Origin of the sequence: Paenibacillus sp. FSL H8-0175 (assembly GCF_045040615.1) — a bacterium.
In the GTDB taxonomy this organism is placed as follows: Bacteria; Bacillota; Bacilli; order Paenibacillales; family Paenibacillaceae; genus Paenibacillus_AQ; species Paenibacillus_AQ odorifer.
Genome location: NZ_CP150299.1, coordinates 2,303,155 through 2,329,569, shown reverse-complemented (window position 1 = coordinate 2,329,569; position 26,415 = coordinate 2,303,155). Strand labels below are relative to the sequence as shown.

General features: G+C 43.2%; 18 protein-coding genes. 6 read left to right on the top strand and 12 right to left on the bottom strand.

All coding sequences use genetic code 11. From position 1 onward, the window contains the following. Window positions 1–200 precede the first annotated feature (200 nt). Together MHH46_RS09905 and MHH46_RS09900 are read right to left on the bottom strand one after the other, a co-directional pair. Complete coding sequence (locus MHH46_RS09905; RefSeq protein WP_076191267.1) at window positions 201–1,691, bottom strand: stalk domain-containing protein; 1,491 nt, start codon at window positions 1,689–1,691, stop codon at window positions 201–203. A gap of 42 nt (window positions 1,692–1,733) precedes the next feature. After that, window positions 1,734–2,735 (bottom strand): DUF4830 domain-containing protein, encoded by a 1,002-nt coding sequence (locus MHH46_RS09900; RefSeq protein WP_076191265.1) that lies wholly within the window; start codon window positions 2,733–2,735, stop codon window positions 1,734–1,736. 304 nt (window positions 2,736–3,039) lie between these two features. Between MHH46_RS09900 and MHH46_RS09895 the strand changes: the two genes are divergently transcribed. Continuing rightward, window positions 3,040–4,917 carry an LTA synthase family protein gene (locus MHH46_RS09895; RefSeq protein ID WP_076191263.1) on the top strand — a complete coding sequence of 626 codons (1,878 nt, stop codon included), beginning with the start codon at window positions 3,040–3,042 and terminating at the stop codon, window positions 4,915–4,917. Between the two features lie 67 nt (window positions 4,918–4,984). On the opposite strand, the gene MHH46_RS09890 is transcribed toward MHH46_RS09895, so the two are convergent. Both MHH46_RS09890 and MHH46_RS09885 read right to left on the bottom strand, forming a co-directional pair. Next, window positions 4,985–8,587, bottom strand: coding sequence for a M14 family metallopeptidase (locus MHH46_RS09890; protein WP_076191261.1), 3,603 nt, complete (start codon window positions 8,585–8,587; stop codon window positions 4,985–4,987). A 239-nt stretch (window positions 8,588–8,826) separates the two neighbouring features. Beyond that, complete coding sequence (locus tag MHH46_RS09885) at window positions 8,827–10,575, bottom strand: alpha-glucosidase (RefSeq protein ID WP_081387808.1); 1,749 nt, start codon at window positions 10,573–10,575, stop codon at window positions 8,827–8,829. A 274-nt stretch (window positions 10,576–10,849) separates the two neighbouring features. Between MHH46_RS09885 and MHH46_RS09880 the strand changes: the two genes are divergently transcribed. Then, window positions 10,850–11,845 (top strand): LacI family DNA-binding transcriptional regulator, encoded by a 996-nt coding sequence (locus MHH46_RS09880; RefSeq protein ID WP_256717185.1) that lies wholly within the window; start codon window positions 10,850–10,852, stop codon window positions 11,843–11,845. Window positions 11,846–11,893: 48 nt separating this feature from the next. Here the strand turns inward: MHH46_RS09880 and MHH46_RS09875 are convergent, their stop codons facing one another. Together MHH46_RS09875 and clpP are read right to left on the bottom strand one after the other, a co-directional pair. Next, on the bottom strand, window positions 11,894–12,100 hold the full coding sequence (locus MHH46_RS09875; protein ID WP_076125006.1) for a hypothetical protein: 207 nt from the start codon (window positions 12,098–12,100) through the stop codon (window positions 11,894–11,896). 21 nt (window positions 12,101–12,121) lie between these two features. Continuing rightward, on the bottom strand, window positions 12,122–12,703 hold the full coding sequence (clpP, locus tag MHH46_RS09870) for an ATP-dependent Clp endopeptidase proteolytic subunit ClpP (protein WP_036679301.1): 582 nt from the start codon (window positions 12,701–12,703) through the stop codon (window positions 12,122–12,124). 183 nt (window positions 12,704–12,886) lie between these two features. On the opposite strand from clpP, the gene MHH46_RS09865 reads away from it, so the two are divergent. Both MHH46_RS09865 and MHH46_RS09860 read left to right on the top strand, forming a co-directional pair. Then, entirely contained in the window at window positions 12,887–13,972 is a 1,086-nt protein-coding gene (locus MHH46_RS09865) for a sigma factor-like helix-turn-helix DNA-binding protein (RefSeq protein ID WP_076191257.1), read from the top strand. Between the two features lie 472 nt (window positions 13,973–14,444). Next, a complete protein-coding gene (locus MHH46_RS09860) occupies window positions 14,445–15,332 on the top strand; it encodes an NAD-dependent epimerase/dehydratase family protein (protein WP_076191254.1) in 888 nt (295 codons plus the stop codon). 446 nt (window positions 15,333–15,778) lie between these two features. Here the strand turns inward: MHH46_RS09860 and MHH46_RS09855 are convergent, their stop codons facing one another. Then, complete coding sequence (locus tag MHH46_RS09855) at window positions 15,779–17,587, bottom strand: methyl-accepting chemotaxis protein (RefSeq protein ID WP_179086276.1); 1,809 nt, start codon at window positions 17,585–17,587, stop codon at window positions 15,779–15,781. A gap of 345 nt (window positions 17,588–17,932) precedes the next feature. On the opposite strand from MHH46_RS09855, the gene MHH46_RS09850 reads away from it, so the two are divergent. Further along, window positions 17,933–18,874 (top strand): MerR family transcriptional regulator, encoded by a 942-nt coding sequence (locus MHH46_RS09850; RefSeq protein ID WP_076191251.1) that lies wholly within the window; start codon window positions 17,933–17,935, stop codon window positions 18,872–18,874. Window positions 18,875–18,988: 114 nt separating this feature from the next. On the opposite strand, the gene MHH46_RS09845 is transcribed toward MHH46_RS09850, so the two are convergent. Beyond that, window positions 18,989–19,450, bottom strand: a complete 462-nt coding sequence (locus tag MHH46_RS09845) for a DUF2798 domain-containing protein (RefSeq protein WP_076191248.1) — start codon at window positions 19,448–19,450, stop codon at window positions 18,989–18,991. A gap of 135 nt (window positions 19,451–19,585) precedes the next feature. Between MHH46_RS09845 and MHH46_RS09840 the strand changes: the two genes are divergently transcribed. Further along, window positions 19,586–20,002 (top strand): MarR family winged helix-turn-helix transcriptional regulator, encoded by a 417-nt coding sequence (locus tag MHH46_RS09840; RefSeq protein WP_038569750.1) that lies wholly within the window; start codon window positions 19,586–19,588, stop codon window positions 20,000–20,002. Between the two features lie 77 nt (window positions 20,003–20,079). Here MHH46_RS09840 and MHH46_RS09835 read toward each other — a convergent pair whose 3' ends face one another. The 4 genes from MHH46_RS09835 to MHH46_RS09820 form a co-directional block, all read right to left on the bottom strand. Then, window positions 20,080–22,017, bottom strand: a complete 1,938-nt coding sequence (locus tag MHH46_RS09835) for an FAD-dependent oxidoreductase (RefSeq protein WP_076191245.1) — start codon at window positions 22,015–22,017, stop codon at window positions 20,080–20,082. Window positions 22,018–22,217: 200 nt separating this feature from the next. Further along, complete coding sequence (locus MHH46_RS09830; protein ID WP_076124994.1) at window positions 22,218–23,027, bottom strand: MerR family transcriptional regulator; 810 nt, start codon at window positions 23,025–23,027, stop codon at window positions 22,218–22,220. 110 nt (window positions 23,028–23,137) lie between these two features. Continuing rightward, on the bottom strand, window positions 23,138–24,181 hold the full coding sequence (locus tag MHH46_RS09825; RefSeq protein ID WP_076184311.1) for a YeiH family protein: 1,044 nt from the start codon (window positions 24,179–24,181) through the stop codon (window positions 23,138–23,140). Window positions 24,182–24,399: 218 nt separating this feature from the next. Next, window positions 24,400–26,388, bottom strand: coding sequence for an ATP-dependent DNA helicase (locus tag MHH46_RS09820; RefSeq protein ID WP_405132594.1), 1,989 nt, complete (start codon window positions 26,386–26,388; stop codon window positions 24,400–24,402). Between the last annotated feature and the right edge of the window lie 27 nt (window positions 26,389–26,415).

The following is a 26,415-nucleotide window of genomic DNA, read 5'->3' as shown; positions in this document are numbered from 1 at the left end:
TTATAAGTTGTCCCATTTTTCCAATATTCATCATCATCCGTATAAAGAATCCTCGAAAAGATTCCCGCACACATTCTTCAAAATCGCGTACGCTTTGTTTACGGTCATTGCATATCCCCCTAAATCTTCTGCCTTCCACGCAAAAAAGCTGAGCTCCCCTGAAGGAGAGTTCAGCCTAAAGCTTCTAATATATAGTCAACTTATTTATTGGAATTTATTCGAACGGCATAAGCACCTGCATCCCATTCTACCTGCGCCCCCAACATTTCACTTATCAATCTGAGGGGTACATAAACGCTATCATTAATGAAGACCGGTTTTTGATCTGTTGCGATAATCTTTCCATTAACAGTCGTTTGTCCAGTTACCGAATTCAAGATCAGCGTTGTAGATCCCTTCACAGCAACCACAGCTCTCGATGGAACATCCCAACGAACATTAACTCCCATCTGCTCGAAGACTCCTCTTAAAGGAACATATGTCGAATTATTGATTAGTAACGGCGGCATAGTCAGTTCCATTTCATTCCCATTCAACAACACTTGAATAGATTTTTTCACCAGCTGAGGCGTACTCACCTCGATCTCTCTGACCCCCAGACCCGTCTGTCCAAATTCATTTGCCCCCCAGGCAAGGACATGACCATCTTTTAAGAGTACATAATGATTTCTGCTCCCTTTAGAAACGGAAACTGCATTCTGGATGCCTTTAGACTGTGTAACATTAATCTTGTTCTTATCGCCAACCGTCCACTGCCACACGGTCCCATTCGCCTTCACTGCGGAATCTGTTGTCAGCGAAATGACGTCTGTAAGTCCTGGAACCTGAACAGGCTTTAGAGCTTCTCCCAGATATGGATCTATGTAATTATTCCAAATCCATACTGTGCCATCCCATCTCAATGCCGCCCCATAAAGTCCATAGGCTCCATCCATATCAACCGCTCTATATTCTCCGCTTCCTTTAATAAGCGTAGGCTTTAAGATTACGCCCTTCTGAGTTCCCAGCGGTTGCTGTGATCCCCACACCCATACCTCTCCGCCGTTACCAAGAGCCACTGAATTATTCGATCCCGCTGCTATAGACAGGACGGTGGGTAGTCCCTTCACCTGCACCGGGGTTAGCTTGTTTTTCCGCGAATCGTCACCGAGTTCTCCTTGTTCATTGCCTCCCCACGCCCAGACCGTTCCATCTTTAAGAAGAGCTAAGCTAAAGGTGCCCCCCGCAGAAACAGCTTTCACATCTGTTAGCCCTTGCACTTGAACAGGCTCTACAAGAATCTTAGAAGACTGTGTTCCAATGCCAAGTTGTCCATGCTCGTTCCCCCCTACCGCCCACACTGTACCATCGTCCTTCAACATCAAGTTATGGCGATAACCACCTGAGATTTGCTTTACATGATCGATATGCATTTTGACGGGAGTATACGCTGGTGTGGTCGCCCCATTACCAATAGAGCCATACCCACCACCCCACGCCCAGGCTGTTCCATCCGCAGTGACGGCATACGCACTTCTGTCACCAGCGTCCAGTTGGGTGATGCCAGACAATAATTTCTTTTCTTCAAGTGAATTCACATTATCTGCTGCTGCCACTAAAGGTGAGACCATAGTCAGGCAAAGAACAGTCCCGACAACAACTCTACAAATCCGACTTACCTGCACTTTTGACATCAAACTTTGTTTAAACACTTGAGATCACTCCTTTTATTAAAAAATAGATAACGCAACAACTCACGGTCCCGTTCCAAAACCTCCAATCTTCCAGCCGTTAGCGTGTTTGGTCAACACTGCGAAGCGAGTCTCCCGGCCATCTGGGGTATTGAAGACGGGATTTAGTGATTTCATATACAGATCGACCACAATATTTAACGTTGTGCGGTCACCGATGTCTTTAATTTCTGAGCCAGTATCATAATCCATCACTTTATAAGAGGTAGGCTTAGCCTCAACAATACTTTCACTGAGAGCATTTTCACCACCAAAATCCGGGTTATAGAGTTGATGCGTTTGACGGTTAACCGTCAATGCAGTGAGTAAGGCATTAGGATTCAAACATGCGCGGGCACGGGTATGATTACCATCCTGAATAGCCTGAAAGAAAGCATCCAGAAGTTCGAAATGGCCTAATGAGGCTAAGTCACCATTCTCACCTTCCTCAGCAAACAAACCTTCTCTCTCCGTCCACTCCTCAAATGTAAGTCCTGTAATGTCAGTCAAGCTACGCTTCTTAATAGACGGGCCGATACTTTGAATATTAAATTCCAGCCACGCACCAACGGTATTCCCTGATTGCACAAGCAAAACGAGGTTGGAGGGATAAGAAAATTCTTTTTGTTCGCCAGAACCAGGTAAACCATCGACTAAGGAATACCGCTGCACCTCTACCGTGGTCCCCTTCAGCAGTGTCAAATCCAATCCTGCATCTTTAGAGAACTCATTCGCTAATTGCCAGTAAAGTCCCACTGGATACTCCCCCAGCTTAACCTCCCAGTTCTGCGGTACCTCAACTGCAAATACCTCCGGATGGCTCTGAACTTTATAATCCAGTGTTTGCAAAAAGTCTTCGGGAATCATAGTTACTTGAGCAGATGTCGACGTTACCTGTGGTACAGACGTTGAAGCTATAGAGGCAGCAGGTTCCACACCTATGGAGTTCTCCCCTTGATTACATCCAGAGTTTAAGAGTACAAAAAAACAAATCGTTACCACCGTTACAAACTGCCGCTTAGTCATCTGATTCCCGCCTCTCTAATCACTCCTCTATATTTAGACTGAGGAATATTATACAAAGTTGCGGGATACTGGAAATTATTAAAATCATTTTATACGCATAGGACCCTGTAGTTTGGGATTGGCGTTGATTTTACCTGCTTATGCGGCATAAATCGCCTGTTGCTTCGCTCTAGGGCTCCCGTCCACCTTTTGACACTTGTTAACTTCGAGAGCATAATAAGCTTCGGCATATTGCAACGGATTTCCATGAAATACAGGTATATGCAGGACCTTGGTGTAATTGCATCAGAGAGGATGATAACGAGTGAAAAAAGATTTTGATATAAAAAATAAACCCTTCCTAATCTTTAGCTTCGTCCTGCTGCTAAAATGCGCAGTGGCCTGGTTCGTAGTTTTTAGCGACGGTCCTAACTGGAGCATGCTGCTGACAGAGATCCCATTTTTCTTTATCGTATTTGGACTCATAGAATGGATGGCTTCCAAACGAAAGTTTCTGTATTACATGATAGCCAACCTATTGATTTCAGTCATATATTTTGCCGTGCTAATGTATTACAAATATTACGGTGTAATTGCTACTTATCATGCCTTAGAACAAGCAGATAAAGTAACTAAGGTGGGAGAAAGCACATACTCATTGCTGGACCCTTACTACTTGTTCATTTTTGTGGATATTGTAGTTTTCATGTTTTTTATGTTCCGTCCGAAATATATTGCGATCTGGAAAGAAAGAGGTATGAACCGCCGCATGAACCGGACTGCTTTGTTTGGAATCATCAGTGTTTCTTTGGCGGTCTGTGTCTTTAATGTTTGGCCAAATCATGCCAGTATGAACGAGAACAAAAAAGCGGAGAGTATGGGGATTCTTAATTACGAGGTCTATACTATTTTTGCCGATACAAGGGAAACAGAAGAAATAATCGACAGCAAAGAAATCACGCAACCATCCATTAACGAGACCAAAGGGATTACAGAACCTGTCTCACCGAAGTACTGGGCGGCAGCTCAAGGTAAGAATCTAATCGTGGTACAAATGGAATCTTTTCAGAACTTTTTGCTGGGCCTGAGCATTGACGGGCAGGAAGTAACACCCAATCTAAATAAGCTTTTGAAAAGCGAACATTATTTCAATAACTTCTATACTAATGCCGGGCAAGGAACAACTTCGGATGCTGAATTTGTAGTGAATACTTCGTTGTACGTTCCTCACCACGAAGTAGCCACTTCATCCAATTATATGGATAAGGCGCTTCCGAGCCTGCCTAAGTTAATGAAAGCTAATGGATATAACACAGCAACCTTTCACACCAATAGCGTAGAATTCTGGAACCGCAAAACCCTATACAAAGTTCTAGACTTTGATAAGTATTATGATCAAGCGTTCTATGGGGATGATGATCATATCGCATTCGGTGCTTCAGATGAGGTACTCTATGCCAAGACTGTTCCAGAATTAGTCAAAATGGATGCTAAAGATGATCCTTTTTACGCGATGGTCATTTCTATGAGTGCTCATCACCCTTATAAAATGCCAGAGTTAAAAAATAAAATGACACTGCCTAAACGGTATGAAGGCACCCTAGTTGGCAACTATATTCTAGCTCAAAATTACGCAGATTATGCAATGGGACAATTCCTGGATCAATTAAAGTCCAGTGGTCTATGGGATGATAGCGTCATTGTCTTTTACGGTGACCATCAGGGTGTATCGCTATATTCCCTTGATGGCAACGAGAAATCGTTAATGGAAGAAATGGTCGGACACGAATATGGTTATACCGATATGTTCAATGTTCCTTTCATCGTTCATGCCCCTGGTGTAGGTGAACCTGCCGTGTACAGCCAAACTGGTGGCCAAATCGACATTATGCCAACTGTAGCTAACCTGTTAGGGATTTCAATGAAAGACCAGCTCCACTTCGGAGAAGACCTGATGAACCAACAGACCAACATGCTGCCTGTCAGACACTTTTTGCCTACCGGCTCTTTCATTAATGACACAAGCATGTATTTAACTGGTGTCGATTACGACGATGGAGACAACTTTAATCTAATCGATGGCTCAGAAACAGAGGGCGGTTCGACAAAAGAACAATTTGACGCCGTTCAGCGGCTTCTAAATATGTCAAACAGCTACATTCAACAACTGCCGGATTTACCCTCTACGGATGATGCAAAGTAACTATAAAAAAATGCCCCTCAGCCAAATAGCTGAGGGGCATTTTTGTTTTTTTATAAGAATCTAAAACTTAATTAAGCTTCAACATCCTATCGATAATCACTGCTGCTTGAGCACGGTTGGCAATTTTTTTAGGACCGAAGGTATCCGCAGTCAGACCTTGCACAATGCCTTCCTGTGTTAGTAATGCCACCGCTTCTTTACCATAAGCAGCGATTGTTGCCTGATCTTTAAAGTTAGCCAGAGCGGCATTTGTATCACTTACCGACTTGCCTTTAAATTTCTTAAATGCATTGGATACAATGATTGCCATTTCCTCACGTGTAATCGCACGGTTAGGATCAAACTTTCCATTGCCTACACCGTTAATCAATCCGTTCTTGACCCCGGATGCAATGTATCCGTAAGACCAGTCAGAAGCTTTCACGTCACTGAAGGCAGCGGATGATTTCACATCAAGCAGATCAAAAGCTCGCACGATCATGGTAATAAACTCGGCACGCGTCACCTCTTTAAGCGGAGCAAAGGTATTATCGCTCACCCCTTGCAGAATCCCTTTTGCCGCCAGCTCTTTAATCGCCGATGCTGCCCACGCCACCTTACCTAGATCCGTGAAGTTAGAACCTATTGGGGCTGGTGTCGCAGACGGCTGCACAGTTGGAGTTGGAGCTGGCGTTGGTGTTGCAGACGGCTGCACGGTCGGTGCAGGTGTTGATGTTACAGATGGCTGCCACGGTGTCGAAGGTGTCGTTGGCTCTTGTTCATTCACCCCGTTATCCATACCATCCTCTTCAGTCGCCGCTGGAGCAGCAGCATAGATTGAATTGGCAAGCAATCTGAATTGATTTTGCGGATGATATTTATTCATCAGATCATTCGCAAATAACGTCACATGAATGTTGTCTGTATTGTAAGTAAGCGCCAATACTTGGTCTTGTGCAGCCTCGTTATTCGGCCACCAGCCTGCTTTGAAAAAGTCAGCGCCTGATCCGTATTTCGCCAAGATCTCTGCGCCTTCAGGCACTTTTGTAATATAAGCCGCGGAAACCGTGTAGAGGTATTCGCTATCGGCATAAGGCGCTGTAATTACATTGTCCTGAGAGACCTCAGCCTTAAATAATCCCTCATGAGCATCTTCTTTGCCATCCTTATTGACCGGAGTTGAATAGTCCAGCCCAGGGAGGACCTTAAGCCCTTTAACAGTTTTCAGCATCGTTCTTCCATAACCGATAAATGGTTTACCTGTAGCAATCAGATTCGTTCCCGAATTGATTAGAACATCTGCTGCCACTGTATCCGTAGTTACGTTAAATCCAAGATCCTTCAGCATAAATGCAGTCGCTCCTGCAATAGCTACCTTAGGAGCCTTAAGCAATTTACCCGTTCTGTTCTCTGAAGCACTAAACGGCACAATATCCAGCAGATATTTAGACGATACCGTTCTAAGGTTGGATCTGGATACAAGGAAACTTCCCTTCTCGTAACCCGTCCCCCCATTCTCCAGCAGTGTCACTGCCTTATGATTGGCTAGCAGCTCATTCACAGCTTTTATCGCATCATTGTTGCTGTTTTTAATCACATAATTTTGCTCGAACGGAGATTGATCCAGATTCGCACTAGGGATCGTTACACTGCTAACCTGTTCTGTTTTCCCAGTGAATGCTCCAACAGAACGGCTAATATATCGGTCAAAACCACGCATAGCCGAGAAATTCTGTACCGTATCTGAATACATCTCATTAAAATCCGAGACATCTAGTCCATCATACAAGACAAGATTCGCATAACCTCTTTTGGCTTGATGCATATTCACCACATAGGTTCCAGCCGGATAGACTACAGAATCTACAGTTACACTGGCTGTTGTCCGTTCTATTTTCACATTGTTACGCAGTAGGTACTGAACCATTTTGTAGGTTTCCAGATCATTTTTTTGCAAATCTTTTGCAACCGGAAGAATGTAATACTCAGGGAAGAAATTCGTATTCTCATCTACCCCTGGACGTCCAATGGACTCATTCTGTGCATTGATTAGATAATCTTTAACAGCAGCATTAGTATTCTCATTTTGGATACCCCGTTTGAAGATTTCCAATTGATTCAGGAACAGTTCCTGCTTGTTGTTGATCACATAATCGGTTGCCCCCAAAGCCGCATAATAAAAGGCATCCAGTGAATCTTCATTCAATTCAGGCACTTCAATCGTATGCCCAAGTGCTCCTTGATGCATGGCATATACAGCTGTGTAGGCTGGTGAAGCATCATCCCAACCTGTTGCATTCGTTCCTTTATAGTTCGGATCCTGTTGTGTTTTTTCGTATTCTTCATAAGGGATATGGTAGGAATCATATTTAGTATTAGCAATTCCCGCCTTCCCCATGGCATTTGCTTGCTCAAGCATACTTGGCATTACAAGATCATATTCAATGTTAGGATCATGAGGTGGTGTGCAAGGCTCAATCAAGAAGCCACTTACAAATCCATGCATGTCCAAAAAGGTAAGCGGCGTCCACTTAGCAATTTGTGCAGTTACCGCTTGTGTCTCAGGCTGGGTCTGGTAAGAGTTGTCCCGATTTGGATCAAGCAGCGTTGAAGTTTGACGCGTGTTTAACGCGCGACCGTCAGGATTCTCTACATAATCAAGCAGGAAAATCACATGGTCAAGCGCTTCGTCGATGTTCAGAACTACCTTTTTCGGATTTCCATTATCATCAGTGGTATCATAGGTGACAATTTGCTGTGTCATCAGCGTATCCAAAAACTTAATGATTACATCGACACCATTGGCTTCATCGGCATGAATGTTGTTCAACCAGATAGGTACCTTATAATCCTGCAGATCCCCGTCGTTAATTTTCTTTTGCAGGGCTTCAGGATCATTCATCATAAGCGGTAAGGTCTCGTTCAAATATTGATCTACTGAGGACTTATCCTTAGCAACAATAGAGAAATGAATGGCACGACCTTGAGTTGAGGTCCCAATTTGCTGATACTCTACATATCGATCATATTTATTATTGCTGTCAGCAGTAATCCTATCGATCGCCGGTTTAATCTCATCATATGTATGATAGGTTTCATATGGATTTAGTTTGACTTGCTGCTCTACCAGCACATCTCCAGCAGGTAATGTCCCGATTAGATTATAAATTCCCACTCGTTTGACGTACTCTGCACGTATACCCGTTAATGAGAGATTCTCTCCGTACAGCAAATCAAAATGAATTAAAGCCTTTACTTTTGAACCTGAGATCGGCTCATAGGTCACTGTTACGAAAGGATTACCTGAATAATCTTTCGCATCTTTATTCCATTTCTTCCACTCTGCCAGCGGCTTCATCTCTTCCGCCGTTCTGCCAAAATTCCAGATGATATCTTGAGGCGATGCCCCATCAGGAAGATCTAAAGTCAATTCTAATGTTCTAGCTTCCGTCATAGAAGCTTTGTATACTTCTGTGGAAACTGTCGCCGCTATTTGTTCATAGACAGCAGTCGCTACCGTAGTTTGTTCTGAAGAAAGCACCGCTGGATCAGCTGTGTTCTCCGTAGAAACCGGAGCAACAACCGCCTGCGGATTAATTTCGGTTGCAACTTCACCTGCATATGCAGCTGGAAGCAGACCCGACATCATAAGTGTAAAAGCTAGTAATAAAGATAGTATTCTCTTGGACATTTTTTACCTCCTATAATTTTGTCTACTTTCACCCCAAATTGAATGAATATACACTTATATGAATCTGTATTCATAACATAATATAGTATTCTATTAATTTTGGGAACAAAAATAATAGAAAAAATAATATTTTTATACGACTCGCCTAAGTAAGCGCATTCATTTTGTGCAAGAGCCCTACACTACCGCAACAAAAAAAGCGCCCGGATAACCGGACGCTTTGAATTACAATGAATATATTAAACGGTTTCTGGAAAAGAAGCTTCACTTAACTCTTGTGCAGGTACAAGTTCACTGCTACCCTCTTGCTCTACAGGTGCGTTAACCAGCATATACACACGGGACTCGTAAGGCCGTAATGCGACTGTCTCAATCGGCTCCGCAGGATCAACCTCATAGTTATGCAAGAGCAATTCACTAGTATCAAATTCCAAATCAAATGGAAGGTCAAACAGCGCTTCCTCTGCTGTCAGGTTAGACATGACCAGCAGTTTTTTATTTCCAAGCGTCCGCGTATAAGCATAAATACGTTCATCTTCAGGCAAAATGAGATCATATGTCCCGTAAACAGTAACGGGATTAGCAGCCCGAAGAGCGATAAGCTTTTTGTAATGATGATAGATGGAATAAGGGTCCTGCTTCGCCCGCTCCACATTGATTTCCGTATAATTCGGATTCACCTTCATCCATGGCTTGCCGCTGCTGAAACCAGCGTTTTCAGAGTCGCTCCATTGCATTGGTGTTCTAGAGTTGTCCCGACCGTTCTTCCAGATTACCTCCATGACTTCCTCATGTGGTTTACCGGCTTCAGTCTCCAAACGATACAAGTTCTTCATCGCCACATCATCGTAATCATCCATTGATTCAAATCTTACATTGGTCATCCCAATTTCTTGACCTTGATAAATAAATGGTGTTCCCTGCATCAGGAAATACATCGTAGCCAACGATTTAGCTGACTCTTTCCAATACTGGCCATCATTTCCCCAAGTAGAAACTGAACGCGGCTGGTCGTGATTTTCGATGAACAATGCGTTCCAGCCTCTGCCCTCAAGACCTTTTTGCCAACGGGAGAGCGCTGATTTTAGCTGCAGAACATCCAATCCACCTGTCACACTCTTATTCCAAAGAGCTAAATGCTCGAATTGAAAAATCATATTAAATTTGCCTTGCTCTTCACCCACCCACGACTCCGCCTGATCAACATTTACACCACTCGCTTCGCCAACCGTCATGATGTCATATCGGTCAAACGTCTCCTGCTTGAGCTCCTGCAAGAAATCGTGAATCCCCTCACGGTTCATGTGCCCATCGCCAGACGGAACATACGGAAGATTCTGTGGATTCGGTAGATCGGGATGTCCGGTGATTTTTTTAATATGTGAAATGGCATCCACCCGGAAGCCGTCGATTCCTTTGTCCAGCCACCAGTTGACCATGCTATACAATTCACGGCGCACCTCAGGATTCTCCCAGTTGAGGTCTGGCTGTCTTTTGGAAAATACATGCATAAAATATTGCTCTGTGGCGGGATCAAGCTCCCAAATCGAACCGCTGAAAATACTCTCCCAGTTATTCGGCTCCTTCCCGTACTTGGGATCACTCCAAATATAATAATCCCGCTTCGGATTATCCTTGCTTGAACGTGCTTCAACAAACCATGGATGTTCGTCCGAAGTATGATTAATCACTAGATCCAGAATCAGCTTCATGCCTCGTGCATGAACCTCGTGCAGCAGCTGATCAAAGTCGGCCATGCTGCCGAACTCCGCCATAATATCCTGATAATCCGAAATATCATAACCATTATCATCATTTGGGGATTTATAAATAGGACAGATCCAAATGACATTGATGCCAAGCTCCTGCAAATAATCAAGTTTAGAAATGACTCCCTGCAGATCGCCTACACCATCACCATTGCTGTCCATAAAGCTCCGTGGGTAAATTTGATACGCTGTGGCTTCTTTCCACCATGTTCTGTTCAATGCATGCAGCTCCTTCGTATTCATATACCCTTCACAGGAAAATATTTTCCCGAAATTCATTAGAATTAATAATTCAGTTATTGTTTTCAGCAAAAATTCAACTTTATCGTGCAAAACAAGCTTTTTTCAAGGAAATAATTTTCCTTCAGCGATCATTATAGGACCTTTTATTTCCTAGGTCAACAACAATCTTTTGGATTCTTGAAGCTATCCGTGATATGCTTGCGAGAGTTGAAACACCAAGTGAATCATATGGAAAGTTATGGTGATCTTCTTGAAGGTAAAGATAAAAGATATAGCCCAATTGGCGAACGTTTCGATCTCTACGGTGTCCAGGGTAATCAATAACAGCAAACCAGTTAACGATGATGTCCGTAAACGAGTACTGGAAGCTATTAAACAAACCAACTACCGTTCGAATGTCATCGGCCTTGAAACGGACAAAGCTAATACACAGCTGATCGGTGTGATCATTCCGCAGAATAGCAACACTGTACTGGATGACTTCAATGTTGGCATTCGCGATCTCGCGGATTTGTATGGATACGACATTATGGTCGGATTAACGGACGGCAGTGCAGAAAGTGAACAACATTATTTGAAGATGTTCCAGCGGATGGGGACAGAAGGAAATATATTTGTGGGTTCTATTCCAAACCATGAACATTTGGAGATCATCCGCAGCTCAAATACACCTTGCGTGCTTGTCGGGCAACAATCGCAGGTGGATACGATTCCTTCCGTTCATCTGGACAATATAACTGCCTCTTATGAAGCTGTTACTTATCTGATTCAAAAAGGTCATCGCAAAATCGCTATGATTCGCGGCTCGGGAGATAATGCGGTGGGTGGGGATCGGTATAAAGGCTATCTACAAGCCCTTATGGATGCAGGCATAACCTTAAGGAAAGAATGGGTAGTAGAAAGTGCGATGGCCGTCGAAGATGGGAGCGACGCCATGCGCCGAATTATGGATAGCGGAGAGTTACCTACTGCGGTGTTTTGCTCTACAGATTGGATGGCAGTTGGAGCCATGAATCATTTAACCGATAACGGTCTACGGGTGCCAGCTGATGTCGCCGTGTTCGGATTTGATAACAGCTTCATTGCCTCTATCGTTCGACCTAAGCTTTCCTCGGTTGAATACTCTGGAACGGAGATTGGGATGACCGCCACTCGAACTTTAATCAAGCTGATTAAAGGGGAGACCGTTGTGCCGCATCATGCAAATGTGGCTCATTATTTGGCTATTCGGGAAAGTACGGGTTAGGAGCTGTGGAGCTCCTAACCCTTTTTTATACAGATGTTGTTGTTGATGTTATTGTGTGAATCCTACTTTGGCTCGTTCACGCGTTTTGGTATCTAGAGAGATAGAACAGATCGAGCTGATTGGAATATAAAACTCTTCAAAATCCGTCCGGTATTTGACGAACTTTTCACTTACCGTTTCCAGCACTCCTTTTGTAGCGTTGGAGCCATCCACAAAATAGATTGTTACCTCTTTTCCCTGCAAAACCTCCAGCATAGCCTTCTTCACTCCTTCGTCTTAGAGATTTGTGATGACCTTATCGATAATTCCGTATTCAACCGCCTCATCGGCTGACATGAAATAATCTCGATCCATATCTTGCAGTACCTTCTCTACCGTCTGCCCAGTTCGGTCCGCTGTAATTTGCACAAGCACTTCCCTTGCCTTCAAAATACGTTTGGCACTGATCGCAATGTCACTAGCTTGCCCCTGCGCCCCACCATGCGGCTGATGAATCATAATCTCGCTATTCGGCAAGGCATAACGTTTCCCTTTGGCCCCAGCCAATAACAACAAAGAACCAAAAGAAGCCGCCATTCCTGTACAAATGGTATTCACCGGCGGCTTAATAAGCTGCATCGTGTCATAAATACTGAAGCCTGCGGTGATAGAGCCACCTGGACAATTAATATACATGTGTATATCTTTATCCGGATCTTCTGCTGATAAAAACAATAACTGGGCAACAATACTGTTAGCCAGCTGATCCTCAATTTCCGCACCTACGAACACTATCCGGTCCTTCAACAGCCGCGAATAAATATCGTAAGATCTTTCACCTTGATTCGTTTGTTCGACTACATAAGGAACGTACGCCATCCGTATTCGACCTCCATCTGTTTTAGAGTTTTGAAATCTACCCTGTAAACGGATTAGTAAGGGGATAGGATACGTTAGGCATGAGAATTTTTATTTTTTAAAATTGCGTATCTTAATTTCCTGCTCATTCGTTTATTATTAGAAGTAATCGAAATCACCTTACTGGAAAAGGAGTTATGCAGAGTGATCATCCTTGAGAAGCTTAGCACCGGAGATGCGCCGGATGAAAGTAACACCAGGTCTTTGCAGAAAGCTCTGAAGCGATATTGTCTTGCATTGACACAATCCCCGTGGGATGCCGATGATTTAGCTCAGGATACATGGGTCAAGGCCCTAGGTTATATGAAGACTTCGGACTCAACGAGTGCAAATAATAGGAACAGTCCAATGAATGAAGTTAAACAAAATAAAGCCATTGAAAATGATAAAGCTAATGAGGCTAATGGAGCTAATGAAGCTAATGGAGCTAATGAAAAACTTGAAACTAATCAAACTAATCAAACTAATCAAACTAATCAAATGAACTATACGTTTTCTACGGCTGCAAAGGCTGTAACGCCATCTAAGACTGCAACGTCTGCTAATACTGCAACGTCTACTAATACTGTAACGTCTGCAAAATCTGCAATGCATTCTACGATTCCTACAAATTCTACTCATCATACAAGTTCTACTCATCATACAAGTTCTACAAATCACCCAAATCCTGAGGCATTGCTTTTTCGGATTGCCCGAAACACATGGATTGATATCATGCGGCGAAAAGCCACCTTGTCACGAGTGTTGGAGCTGGATCAGTCCCCCACTGAGGCCTCTGCGGAGTATGGTTCATTTGAGATTGAAGCTGCTTTTCAAGCACTACAGGGTCATTTGTCTCCGCTGCAACAGGCGGTGTTCCTGCTTCGAGATGTATTGGGACACTCTGCAATGGAAGCTGCCGACATTCTCGATACCACAGAAGGGGCAATAAAAGCCGCTCTGCACCGAGCCCGGCAAGCCCTCCCTCTCGTAAGACAAGAGCTGCTTCAGGCCGATGGTCCTTCCTTACCACAGGACACAGCCATGCAGATCGTCTTGAGCCGCCTTGCAGCCGCGTATGAACATGGGGAAATTGACGAGCTGATCGAGCTTGTATTTGCGGACGAAAGCCAGGAACCTGTAATGGCGGTATCGAGCCAAAGCTTGCAAGGCTTCCAGACCTTCCAAGCTGGTGGATTCAGTTCAAACAGCTGGAACTATACCACGCCAGGAATGTGTATGGTGGCGTAGTTTTTCGTTAAGCTGGATCTCGGGCAGCTAAGTGTCTCGTTACGTTAAAAAAGAGTAGATATATTTGCGAGTAGTGCGCTTAATGTGTAATTAGCGTTTGGGCGGTTTGTGGTAACTAGCTACAAACGTTGCATATTGTGCAACAGAATCCGCCGTCCTGGCAGCAAAAATTGAATCTACTGCACTCTCTGCAATAGATTCTAGTGAAAAGTTAGTTTAATGCCACTTGCTCATCCATTGATTGTATAGAGTGCAATAGGATCAAATTTTCTCCACTCTAATACGAATTCTATTGCACGAGGTACAATCAAACTAACTCTTTCCCTTTAGTCCAATTTGTATCACTCAAAACTCAATACATTGCTGCTGATCTGGCTGATCCCGCTGCTTATCTACAATGAGTCAGAAGCTTTATATAAACCAATAAACAGTCGTTTTAATAACCATTAATAGCAATCAAGGAGTGAGGTTGATGAGGAAGATTCTTATTTTAGGCGGCACACGCTTTTTTGGAAAACGTTTGGTCGAGCGTCTGCTTGAGGATTCTAAGAACGAAGTCACCATACTAACGCGCGGGGAAACAAGCGATCCTTTTGGCGATCTCGTTCACCGGATACAGGTAGATCGGTCTCAACCGGAGGCCTTCGCTCAAGCATTAGGTGATACGAGTTGGGATGTAGTTTACGATGATATTTGTTTTTCACCTGATGAAGCGGATCAGGCGCGCCGTATTTTTGACGGCAAAACCACGCGTTACATACTGACTTCAAGTTTATCTGTCTATGATTTCAGTGAGCAAGCGCTGACGGAAGAGATATTCGATCCTGAAACGTACCCAATTCGTTATGGAGGACGAAAGGATTTCACCTATCAGGAGGGGAAAAGACTTGCGGAAGCTGTCCTTATCCAACAAGCTACGTTCCCGGTAGCCGCTGTCCGCTTTCCTATTGTTCTGGGAACTGACGATTATACACGAAGACTCCATTTTCATATTGAACATGTACGTAACGAACTGCCCATCGGGATTCCGATCCCAGATGCAAATATCTGTTTTATCCGTTCGGACGAAGCTGCTGATTTTCTGTATTGGCTCGGCAACTCGACGGTGACGGGTCCTCTCAACGCTTGCTCAGACGGTAAGGTTAGTATTAAAGACCTTATCTCGCTGATTGAAAAAGAGACCGGAAAACAAGCCGTCATTCAAAGCGAAACAGCGGATGCGCATAATTCTCCATTCGGGATCACACAATCCTGGTTTATGGATACAGCTAAAGCTCAATCGGAGGGATACAAGTTTCTCACTCTAAGCGACTGGCTCCCAGAGTTAGTTAGCACCCTAAATCAAACGTACGAGGACTAATTACTAACTATGTTACTACGATAAAAAGCTGGCTTTTCGTGGACAACTCCCACGAATGAGCCAGCTTCTTCATGTAACCAAACACAATTATACGTTGATTTAATTGCACTCTATACAACTATTTTCAGGTATGTGTACTCCCATCTGGTTTTAGTTGTATTTCATGCAATTATATCCCCACTAAACCACCGTTATCGTCATTTCTCCTCGAAATAACTGCACTAAATACAACTAAACCCTAATCAAGCTAAATACAAACTTTTTTAGTTGTATAAAATACACTTAAAATCAAAACGGCAGGTAGAACCTCACTAAGCGCTAAACTTTAGCCTCTCATCTCTAAACTCTATTCTATAAACTCTAATCTCTAGACTCTACTCACTACTCCCTACTCTTTTCTCTACTCTCTACTCCACCTTACGCTTAGAATGCCATTTCCCGCTGAGCTAAGCAGAGATTGTCAGATAAGACCCCTCTTTAGAACCGTCTGCATTTGGTGTACCACCATCATTTGGAGTACCGCCATCATCTGGAGGATCACCAGCACCTAATGTATCATCTCCTAATGCGTCTCCTAATGCGTCTCCTAATGTGTCCCCAGCTTCTGGATTGCCAGCATGCTTTGTATCCCTACCACCTTCATCGCTGACCCCATCGTCCCCATCCGAATTAATCTTAAAAATGTTGATTTCTTTGAATAAATTCTGCGAAATTTCGTTAATCTCAATGGCTTGACGGGCTATATCACGGATAGCATGATCCTGCTGTACGCTGGAGGCGTTCACCTCTTGCACCCCGGCCGCAGTTTCCTCGGCGATGGCCGCGACGGCATGCACAGACTCTGCGAGTCTACGGTTCATAGTCTGAGTCATATCCACTTTGTCGTGAATTTGCCCAATCTGTTTACTAATCTCCACAATAGATTGATCAATCGCTTCAAAAGAGGACAACGTTTCGGCCACTTTATGATCCTGTTCCTCAAGATTTCCTTTGGTCACCAGCATATATTGCTGGAATTCATCCATCCCGGATTGCAGCTCGCTAATAATCTGACTGATATGTACGGAGGACTCTTTGGTCTGCACAGATAATTGTCTTACTTCATCAGCGATGACAGCGAACCCTTTTCCGTAGGCACCTGCCCGGGCTGCTTCAATTGCTGCGTTAAGTGAGAGGATATTGGTCTGATTAGAAATATCTGTTATGGATTTAGTGATGCGCGAGATGTCCTTTGATTGATCACTCAGTTTGGTTAAAGCCAGATATACTTTATTAACAGATTCTCGCGAATGCTCAGACACCTCCCGGAGGGCGATGACGGATTCAGATCCTTTACGAGTATTGTGATTAGCCGTTTGACTGGTAGCCAGCATAACCTCGGTATACTCCGTGATCTCATTCACTTCACGTTCCAGCTCCTGTATCAGGCCAGCGCTCTGCTCAGATTGTCCTGCCTGCTGTTCTGCGCCTACCGAGATTTCCTGTATAGTGCTTACGATATCTTGATTCGTATGCGCCGTTATAGATGAAGATTCTTGAAAAGAATGCGAATAAGTTGCCAGCGAAGAGGCTACTGACTGGGTATGCTGAAGCATTTCCCGGACCCGCTCCACCATATGATCAAAATGATGACTCAAACTGCCCAACTCATCGTTGTAAGGTGAATTAATCTGCTGACGCAAATCTCCTTCGGCAATTTTTCGCAGAGCCACTTGCAGTTTATGAATAGGATTGAGGAAGGAACGTATGAGCATAACCGCAATCACTAATGTGAAAATAAACACTAGCACAGCTGCGTAAGCAACTATAGAGGTGGTCAGATTAAGCAGATCAAAAGAATAATCCTGTGCTTTTTCTGCATTCTCTGCTGCTGCCGTATACAATTGTTCATTAGTCACTAGCATGACTTCACTCAACGCTGTAGCTTTCGTATGTAATTCATCGATTTGTTCCAGCACACTCATGGGATCAAGCTGCTCGTCTTCTATGGTCTTTACCAATTCGTCAAAATATCCCGTATATTCCCCAATCTGACTATGTAATTGTTCTAACTCTTTAAATGCCGGCGAATCTGCCGCAAAATTCACCGTCGCCAACTCTTTAGTCAGCTTTGTTTGCTTGTCCTTAAAAGGTTGGACGAATTCCAAATCACTCGAACCCGCTAACGAAGATTCTACCGCATTCATTTCCTGCAGCAGCTGCATAATTATAGACACGGTAATTCGTTTTTCCATCTCAGCTTTTTGCGTTTCCATAGAAATCTCCACTTGGCTGATTTTATGGTTTTGATAAAACGCTACTCCCAAAAAGAAAAGAACAACGGCGGAAAAACTCAAAATCAACTTCCATTTCATAGTTAGATGCATAGACCTAGCTTTCAACAATATCATCCTCCGTATAAAGCTTCATATTGCAATAGGTACATTCTACCAATATCTTGATTGTAGAAGCTGGACGTTAAATACTGGACAATGTTTTGTATGAGAAATGTAAATTATGTCGAATACCCAATCATTAATTCTCCTTGCAATTGACGTAACGTTAAATGCTAAAATAATCCACATAAGGCGCCTTATCAAACTATGAAATGGGAGTTGTCTATGAGCGGATTTGTTACCATTGATAAGCTTTCTGCGCAATTCGGACTGACGAGTCGGACTCTGCGTCACTGGGAAGCACAAGGATTGTTTGAAAGTAAGCGGGACAGCAGCTCTGGCTGGCGGATTTATGATGAGAAAGCAATACTCGCCATTCGGGTTACCTCATTATTAAGAAAGCTGGATATTAGCATCAAGGATATTGGAACCGTGCTTAAAAATATGTCCGTTCAGTCCATGTACGAAGCGCTCAGCCAGCAAGCGGCTTCTATTCACAATCAAAAAACAGAACTAACAAATAGAGAAGGTGAAATCCATCTCTTTTTACAGTGGATATCCGCCCATCTCGAGGAACCCATTACAAATCAATTATTATCTGAACTAAACGAAAAGTCATGCAGTCCATCGGATGGTATGACTAAAACTGAGGAGGTTATATCTATGCCAACTATTAATCACTCTACCCCTATTCATGTAAGATTCATTACTCTCCCAGCTATGAGATTTGCCTACAATGTTGCGGTTAGTACCTCTCCAGAAGATGAAGCTATGATTCCAGTTAATGATTGGCTGGACGCTAGTCAACTATTAGGCACAGCACGGCTGTTTGGCGGCAATACGAACCCGCATCCAAGTGGTGAGAATAAACCTTACGGATATGGATTCTGTGCCTCAATTCCGGAAAATGTGAAGATACCAGCTCATCTAAAGGAAATGCGGCTCGACGGCGGCCTCTATGCTTTGACAGAAAGCACTGATGATATCTACGGCTCATGGCAAGCCCTAATGGGGTATCTGGATACTCATCCTGATTATCAAGCGGATCACAATTCCAGATTATGTCTGGAGGAGCATATCCGTAACGATAGTCCCAAAGGTAGCGGAAATGAGTATGCCCTAAATCTACTCGAACCTGTAAAAAAGAGAGTTCACGCGCTTGCGTAAACGAGCGAGCCATAGATAAACGTCTCTAATCTTTAAAAAAACAAAACGCTCACTTCTGCTTATTCGGGCAGACGGAGAGCGTTTTGTTGTACATTGCTTCTATTGATTTATTTCCTACGCAGACACAGCTGGAGTAATTTTCACAAAAATAAATCGTGTAAGCGGCCCAACTAAAATGATTTGCAGTGGAAGTGCAAAAATAAAATTTTTACCTATGGCAGACAGATAAGCTCTTGGTAGTTCAGCAGAAAATCCAACATGGAGAACTGCGCCATAGAAGGACATGAACAATACCATTCCGGTCACCATAAAAAAGGATATGAACATGATTTTTTTGATCATCGGATCATTTTCTTTAACCAGCTTATGCGCGATCCCCTTCGCAACCTTGCCTACAACAAACACATCTAGAATGAGTGCAACTATAAATGCAGGCAAGTAGCCGACAATCACATCCTTAACTATCGTGCCTGACCAACCCTCCATTAGTGCTACATTGTAAATACTCATCCCCAGCACCATCAAAAAACACATGATGAACGTAAATAAAAATGCCTCTTTTTTGTTTCTTCCCATCTTCAAGCTCCTTTTATCTCTATATTGTCAACTTGGATTACAATAACACAAATCCTCAAATCAAGTCAACCAAGTTGACAATAATCGCAAATGACTTATACTGGGATAAACGAGCCATCATTTAGGAGTGTTCTAATGAATAAGCAGCTGCAAAAAATGAACCTGATTGATTTACTCAGTGAGAAGCATCTAGCTTTACGTAAAATAGTGACAGACAAAGACCCGGATCAAATCAATAAGACCGAATCCCACATTCTTGCAGTTCTTGAGGCCCGAGAAATGTTATCGATCTCAGAAATCAGTAGAATAATTCATATTTCAAGACAGGGCACGCATAAAAGCATTCAAGGCATGTTATCCCGTGGTTATGTTGAAGCCGTTGAAGTCGAAGGAAATCAGCGTGACAAAAATATTGTCCTCACTCCAAAGGGTATAGAATGCAATAACAGAATGATGATCACCAAAATTGAATTAGAGCAGCAGATCGCTGCCAAGCTGGGAGTAACAAATGTAGAGCTTCTTAAATCTTTGCTAAAAGAAGATTGGCTCTAATCTCCAGCAAAAAAAAGCCGCAGAGTTGTCTACTCTGCGGCTTTAAAAAGATTGAATTATTTTCCGGGAAATTGTCGTTAATTAGCTTTCAAAGCACTGTTTGCCGCGCTCTCTCCACCTAGACGACCTGAGGTAAAGGAATAACCAATTCCGACCCCATTGCCCACATAGGTATCATTGAATAATACGCCTTCCGATTCAAGCCCTACAGCAAACAATCCTTTTACTGGTGTACGTTTATCATTTAGCACTTGGAACTTAGTGTTTACCAGCAAGCCACCTACAGAACCCAAGTTGTTGATTTCAGCGACGATGGCATAATACGGTCCTTCTTCGCCCATTGGCTCTAAATAATCAGCAGCTTTACCAAATTCAGTATCCACACCAGTTTTTGTAGCTTCTTTATAACTATTGTAATTTTCTACAAACACATCTACATCCATACCTGCATTTGTTGCTAATTCTTCGATTGTATTTCCTTTGTAGCCATCTCCGTTTTCTACCATAGAATCAAACACCTTTTCTGCATTTACCCATGGATTCTCTAACGTGAATTGATCTGCAAATTCGGCATAAAATTCTGGTGGCATTCCTGGCAGGCTTGGTGCGTTAACACCTTTCATCCCCTTGGACTGAAGAGCAGCCAATTGAGATTTTGATACGATAACCATATGGTAAGCACCATTAAATGCACTCGTATTAGCTGCTGCGACCGATGTTAATGTAGCTGCTTCATCTCTGAAACGTGCTCCGGAAGAACCGACATTCATGAAGTTAGGCAGATACGTCAACATCAGCGGATAACTTGCTTCAAAAGGCTCATATTGTGCTTTTAGTCCTTGTGTTGCTCTGGCTAATGTTTGGTGCAGCATTTGTCCACCGAAGTTATCAGGAACCTTGGCTCCTGCTTCCCAAGCCATTTTCAGACCTTCCCCAACATTCTGACCTAGTCCTCCGTTAACCCCTTCAAAACCAAAAGCTTCTTTAACCATTTCCGAATTTGCGGCATAACCGCCTGTTGCCATTACGACACTTTTTGCTGTGATTTCAAGAGTAGTCCCGTCCGATTTCTCAGCCACAATACCTGTAACTTCTCCTGCTTCATTGGTAATCAGCTTTTTGGCAGTGGTTTCGGTGATCACTTGTCCACCCTTTTGTTCAACCGATTCAGCCAACATTTTCCGAAGGGTCTCTTCCCGGGTTTCATAAGCTGGCAGCACATGCAGCTGCTCTCCGAAGAAGTTTAGGAAGCTGGTTTTATACCCTTTTTCTGCTAACCAATCATAAGTTTCGCCGGATTTCGTTACGTATTGTCTAATCGCTGCAGCGTCAACTCTCCAGTGATTGTTGACAATCCAATCGGCAATTTCTTTTTCCACATTTACTTTAAGATTATTGTCAGTAGCTGCGGAAGAATTATAGAACTTACCGGCCCAGGATAGATTACTTGCTCCCCCGATAACTCCTGTTTTTTCGATAATAATAACCTTGGCACCTTTATCAGCAGCGGTTACCGCTGCGGACACACCAGATGCACCGGCGCCTACTACCACTACGTCTGATTCAAGCTTTTCCGTTTTACCTTCACCTGCTTTTTGCACGCCACCGGCTTTAAGGACTTCCAGATTTCCTCCACCTTTGGTTACGGCATCTTCAACTGCCGCGAGCATTGCTTCACTGGAAAGACTCGCACCACTAACAGCATCTACTGCCAAGGTTTGTCCTTCCAGAATTTGATCTTTTATTTTTTCAAGTGCATTATCGCCTAGACCACCCGTTTCTGACTGGCTTACGATCTTAATATCTTTAATTTTATCTGGCTCATCCATAGTGACTTCTACTTTAATCACGCCCTCTTTGCCTTCCGCTTCCCCTGCGAATGTACCGGCTTTAAAAGATGATGATGACGAATTTGCCGACTCCCCATTTCCTTTGCATCCGCTCAGCATGGAAACGATCAGCACCATACAAAAAGTTAACATGAGCATTTTCTTGGTGAAATTTCTGTTGCGCATTCTCTTCTCCCCCAGTATCTAATATCTTATAGCTCGCCAAGAACGTGATATTTTTCACATTCATATCTATACATATCTACCGAACGTTGCCAAGCTATATACCGAAGTATAAACATTGGTGCAGCACCAAGGTCAATGTCCAATTCTTGTCCAAAAAGAAAAAACACCCGCTCTTAGAGCAGGTGTTTATAAAAATAAACTTATACAATTGGAATATTCACTTCCAAATATGAGCGGTTATTGCCTTCTATTTTTTCAGTAAGCATTAATTTACCCACCACATCACCCGCTATGGTATAACCATTTGCTTCGATGTAATCTATCATAAACTGCAAAGATTTCTTCGTGATATAATGTCCATCCGTAGATAACATGATAGCAGAGATACAGGTACTCGGGCTAATGTACTCTACATATTCATCGATATCCATTGCAAATTTCTGCACTTCCTCCTCGGGTAAGGTAAGCCCCCAGCTATAGTCAAAGTTATTATCACCGGATAACACCCCCGCGTCCTCAATCTTAAAAGAATAAAACGCATAAGGAAGCCTATCCATCCAAGTGTTGACGAGGCTTTTTACGATATCATTTTTTAATAATGCATTTTTATCCGTTTGCTTAAGCCTGTACATGCCTGGCAGTTGTTTAAGTTTACATATATATAATGAGGACTCTATTTCCTTAAGCTCTTTATGAATTTCATTCATCTTGTTTAGCAGCATCGTCTTTTGCTTAATCTCTTCTTCTAAACTCTGCTGAGACTGCTGCATCAATCCCATAACTTGCTCAATAGAGGAATCCTTCATCAGAAGTGCCACTTCGGGCAATGGAATTTCCATACTGCGATACCATCTGCTCATTAACAGATCCCTTGCATCTAAATCATTAAAATATCTATAATTATTGCTGTTATCTTTTGTAGGCCTAACAATATCATGTTTCTCGTATAATCTCAGCGTATCCGCAGTTACCCCGAGAATGGAAGCAAATTCACCTATGCAATACTTCACTTGAAGTCCCTCCATTCATTTCATGCATATCCTACCACACTAAATGATAAAGAGAAGGATGCTGTTTGGATATGAAGTAACTCATTTCATACTCAGGGTGTACATGCTAACTACGCTAGCGCAAGTAAGTGAACTAACATAAATCCAACTAAAGATAACATGACCGAACCTATAAGTCCCGCTGCAAAAGACTTCATTCCAAGCCGTCTAAATGCCGCCAAATCAACGTTTAATCCAAGCCCTGCCATCGCCATAGCGATTAACATATAAGCAATCGTAACGATCCCATTGGCTACTGATGCGGAGACGATTCCTAACGAATTCACACCACTGACAACTAGAAATCCTAGAATAAACCAAGGGATTGGAATGCTTTTCCACGAAGCTTTTGCCGCTCCACCTTGCACTTTTCTTTCTTCACGATTGGACCAAATCCCAATTAAAATAGCCACCGGCACAAGTAAAGCCACCCGGGTTAATTTAACGATGACCGCCATATCAACGGCAGCATTTCCACCAGCATCCGCAGCCGCGATAACGTGAGCAATTTCATGTAAAGTCGCTCCTGAGAATACCCCATAACCTAAATCTGATAAGCCGAGAAAAGGATATAAAAATGTGTACAGCAGTGTAAATATTGTGCCTAATATAGCTACTATAGCTGCACCAATAGCAGTTTCGTCATCTTTGGCTTTTATCTGTGGAGCGATGGCAACCACCGCTGCCGCACCGCAAATCGCAGTTCCGCAGGCAGTTAAGATACTGAGGCGCTTATCTACTTTGAACAGTCGAGCCAGTCCGTATACAACGGAGATCGCAAATATAATGACGATGACTGCCAAAAGAAATACCCGGGGTCCTGCCGCAACGATATCCTTTAGATTAAGCCGCATACCGAGCAAGATAATCCCAAGACGAAGCAGTTTTTTACTGGAAAAATCGGTGCCATGTGTGATGCTATTTGGCACTCCTATCGTAGCTCGCCAAATAATCCCGATTAAGATGGCAATGACCAATTGCCCCATAATAGATAGGAATGGAAAACCCGCTAAAAATTTCGCCAATAATGCGATAACTAAGGTTAGCCCTATCCCTAATGCAAACCCAACCTTTTTGTTGTGATCTGGTTGATACAAACCTTCTGATTGACCCATGTCGTATACACTCCTTGATGAATCTCTAGATGATGCTGTATAAATACATCCCATGACTCAACAATAATACGACACCGCCCGGAAGTTAAATACCAATATCCTATCCGTAAGATTAGGAATACTTATGCTTAATTTTAGACAAAAAAGCTCCTTCGAGTGAAACATAAATGCCGTAGCATCTGCCTCACCAAAGGAGCAATTATAATCGTTAGTGATATTTAAGCTTCCAGCTTCTGTAGTCGAGTCCCTTTTGGAAGTACAGAAGTTATATATTCGTGTACCGGATGTTGCCCTTCCTCTTCCGCAAGTACAGTTACAATTCCTTGATCTGTACCGGTTCGAATCAGCCGCCCCATCCCTTGTTTGAGTCTTAACAGCATGTAAGGCAAATCCACATCTTCAAAGGGAGTGGAGGTTTCCGCCCGTTTTGCCATAAACACTGGATCAAGCGGAGGATACGGCAGCGACCATATGATCACATTAGATAATGAAGGTCCAGGAATGTCCAGCCCTTCCCATAAGGTGACCGCACATAACACGCTATGCTCATCCCGTTGGAACGCCGAAATTAAATAGCTGATTTCTTGATCCCCTTCATATAAAAATGAATATGAACTGCTTTCCGGTCTTAACGAGTTAAGCTGCTTGAACTGCAGAAGCTCTTCACGAGTACGGAACAGTAGCAGTGCTCTACCTTCAGTCCGCTGAATAAGCTTCAGGGAAATTTCCATTTTCTCAGCAAAATCCCCACTCTGAAGCTCTGGCACATAGACATTCATCTGGTGCTCATAGTCATAAGGTGAGTCTACAGAGAAGGATAAAAAATCTTGTATCCCAAGACTGTCCTTCAAGTATTGGAATGATTTATCCACAGACAATGTAGCCGATGAGAATACGATTGGCATTTTTTGCGTGAACAGGCTGTCTTGAAGTACCTCTTTGACATTTCGTGGCATGACCGACAGCGTTAGACCATCACTTTCTTCTGTCGCCCAGCAGATTAGAGCTCCCGAATCCTCAAACAATCGCAAAGCGATCTCTATGGTCTCCAAACGTTCCTCCACAATTCGCAGTTGGTATTCATCAATCGTGTAGAGTCCGCTCTCGAATACTAATTCTTCTTCGATAGCAGCAATTACACTCCGCATCCGGTGTACCTCACGAATCAATGAAGCATTCAGCGCAATGCTTTTCCGATCTGATCCCGGTATGTTTCGGCATTGACGGCGAATCGCTTTGAACATTTGCTCACTTTGCATGATCGCTTCATCAATCAGAACCGCCAGCGTTTCACGGATTTCATTCTGTAGCAGGCGAGAAATCAATTCTTCAAAGACGACATGCTTCATCTTATAGCCAAGCGCCTTCATGGCCGCTGATTCTAATAAATGTCCTTCATCGAATACAACCGCACAGTGATCCGGAAGCAAAGGGATTTGCCCTTCCCGCTTACGCGCTTCATAGGTCCAAATATGCTCCATGTAATAATCGTGGGAACAAATGATCAGATCACTTGATTTCCGGTAATGATCACGGGACAAGGTCTGCCCGCAGCGGTGACGCATATCGCAAGTAAAGCAGTCCTGAAACGTATCCCAGTTAATCTTGTTCCATTGTTCGTCATTCAGATCAGGGTAATCTCTGCGGTCTCCATAAGCATGGAATTGCTGCATCGGTGCATGTGAATGTACAAAATCAGGTAATGTACTGTACAAGCTCTCCAGTGGTAAGCTTTCATCATCATGGTTCCGAGCCTGATCCAGCTTTTTCAGACACATATATTTATCCGGAGATTTCGCTAGTCTGGCATCAATATTCATGTTCAGATGCTTCGCAAGCTTGGCGATATCGCCTTCCGGTTTCACAAGCTGCTCAATCAAGGACTCGTCCGCACATGCAATAATCGCAGGTTTGCCCATATAACGCGCATAACAAATGCTATACAACAAATACACTAATGTCTTGCCTGTTCCGACCCCTGCTTCAGCAAAAATCGTCTTTTTCTCGGCAAAAGCCCGCTCTACCTGAAAGGCCATATATATCTGTTCATCACGTACTTCAAATCCAGCCTCAGGAAGAATTTCATAGAATACATCTCCGACCCATTCCCCTACTTGCTCCATAAAAGGTTTGGTCCGATCATATTCAAAAGGATACTGTTTCGCCAACAAGCCTACCTCCAATATTTGATCAGGCATCTCTACCATGCCATGAAAAATAGAATCAACGGAAAA

What these genes read in the sequence shown, in the direction of transcription:
- MHH46_RS09900 (WP_076191265.1), bottom strand. Translation starts at nt 2,735, where the DNA reads ATGACTAAGCGGCAGTTTGTAACGGTGGTAACGATTTGTTTTTTTGTA.
- MHH46_RS09890 (WP_076191261.1), bottom strand. Translation starts at nt 8,587, where the DNA reads ATGTCCAAGAGAATACTATCTTTATTACTAGCTTTTACACTTATGATG.
- MHH46_RS09875 (WP_076125006.1), bottom strand. Translation starts at nt 12,100, where the DNA reads ATGCTGGAGGTTTTGCAGGGAAAAGAGGTAACAATCTATTTTGTGGAT.
- clpP (WP_036679301.1), bottom strand. Translation starts at nt 12,703, where the DNA reads ATGGCGTACGTTCCTTATGTAGTCGAACAAACGAATCAAGGTGAAAGA.
- MHH46_RS09860 (WP_076191254.1), top strand. Translation starts at nt 14,445, where the DNA reads ATGAGGAAGATTCTTATTTTAGGCGGCACACGCTTTTTTGGAAAACGT.
- MHH46_RS09855 (WP_179086276.1), bottom strand. Translation starts at nt 17,587, where the DNA reads ATGGAAACGCAAAAAGCTGAGATGGAAAAACGAATTACCGTGTCTATA.
- MHH46_RS09850 (WP_076191251.1), top strand. Translation starts at nt 17,933, where the DNA reads ATGAGCGGATTTGTTACCATTGATAAGCTTTCTGCGCAATTCGGACTG.
- MHH46_RS09845 (WP_076191248.1), bottom strand. Translation starts at nt 19,450, where the DNA reads ATGGGAAGAAACAAAAAAGAGGCATTTTTATTTACGTTCATCATGTGT.
- MHH46_RS09840 (WP_038569750.1), top strand. Translation starts at nt 19,586, where the DNA reads ATGAATAAGCAGCTGCAAAAAATGAACCTGATTGATTTACTCAGTGAG.
- MHH46_RS09835 (WP_076191245.1), bottom strand. Translation starts at nt 22,017, where the DNA reads ATGCGCAACAGAAATTTCACCAAGAAAATGCTCATGTTAACTTTTTGT.
- MHH46_RS09825 (WP_076184311.1), bottom strand. Translation starts at nt 24,181, where the DNA reads ATGGGTCAATCAGAAGGTTTGTATCAACCAGATCACAACAAAAAGGTT.
- MHH46_RS09820 (WP_405132594.1), bottom strand. Translation starts at nt 26,388, where the DNA reads ATGGTAGAGATGCCTGATCAAATATTGGAGGTAGGCTTGTTGGCGAAA.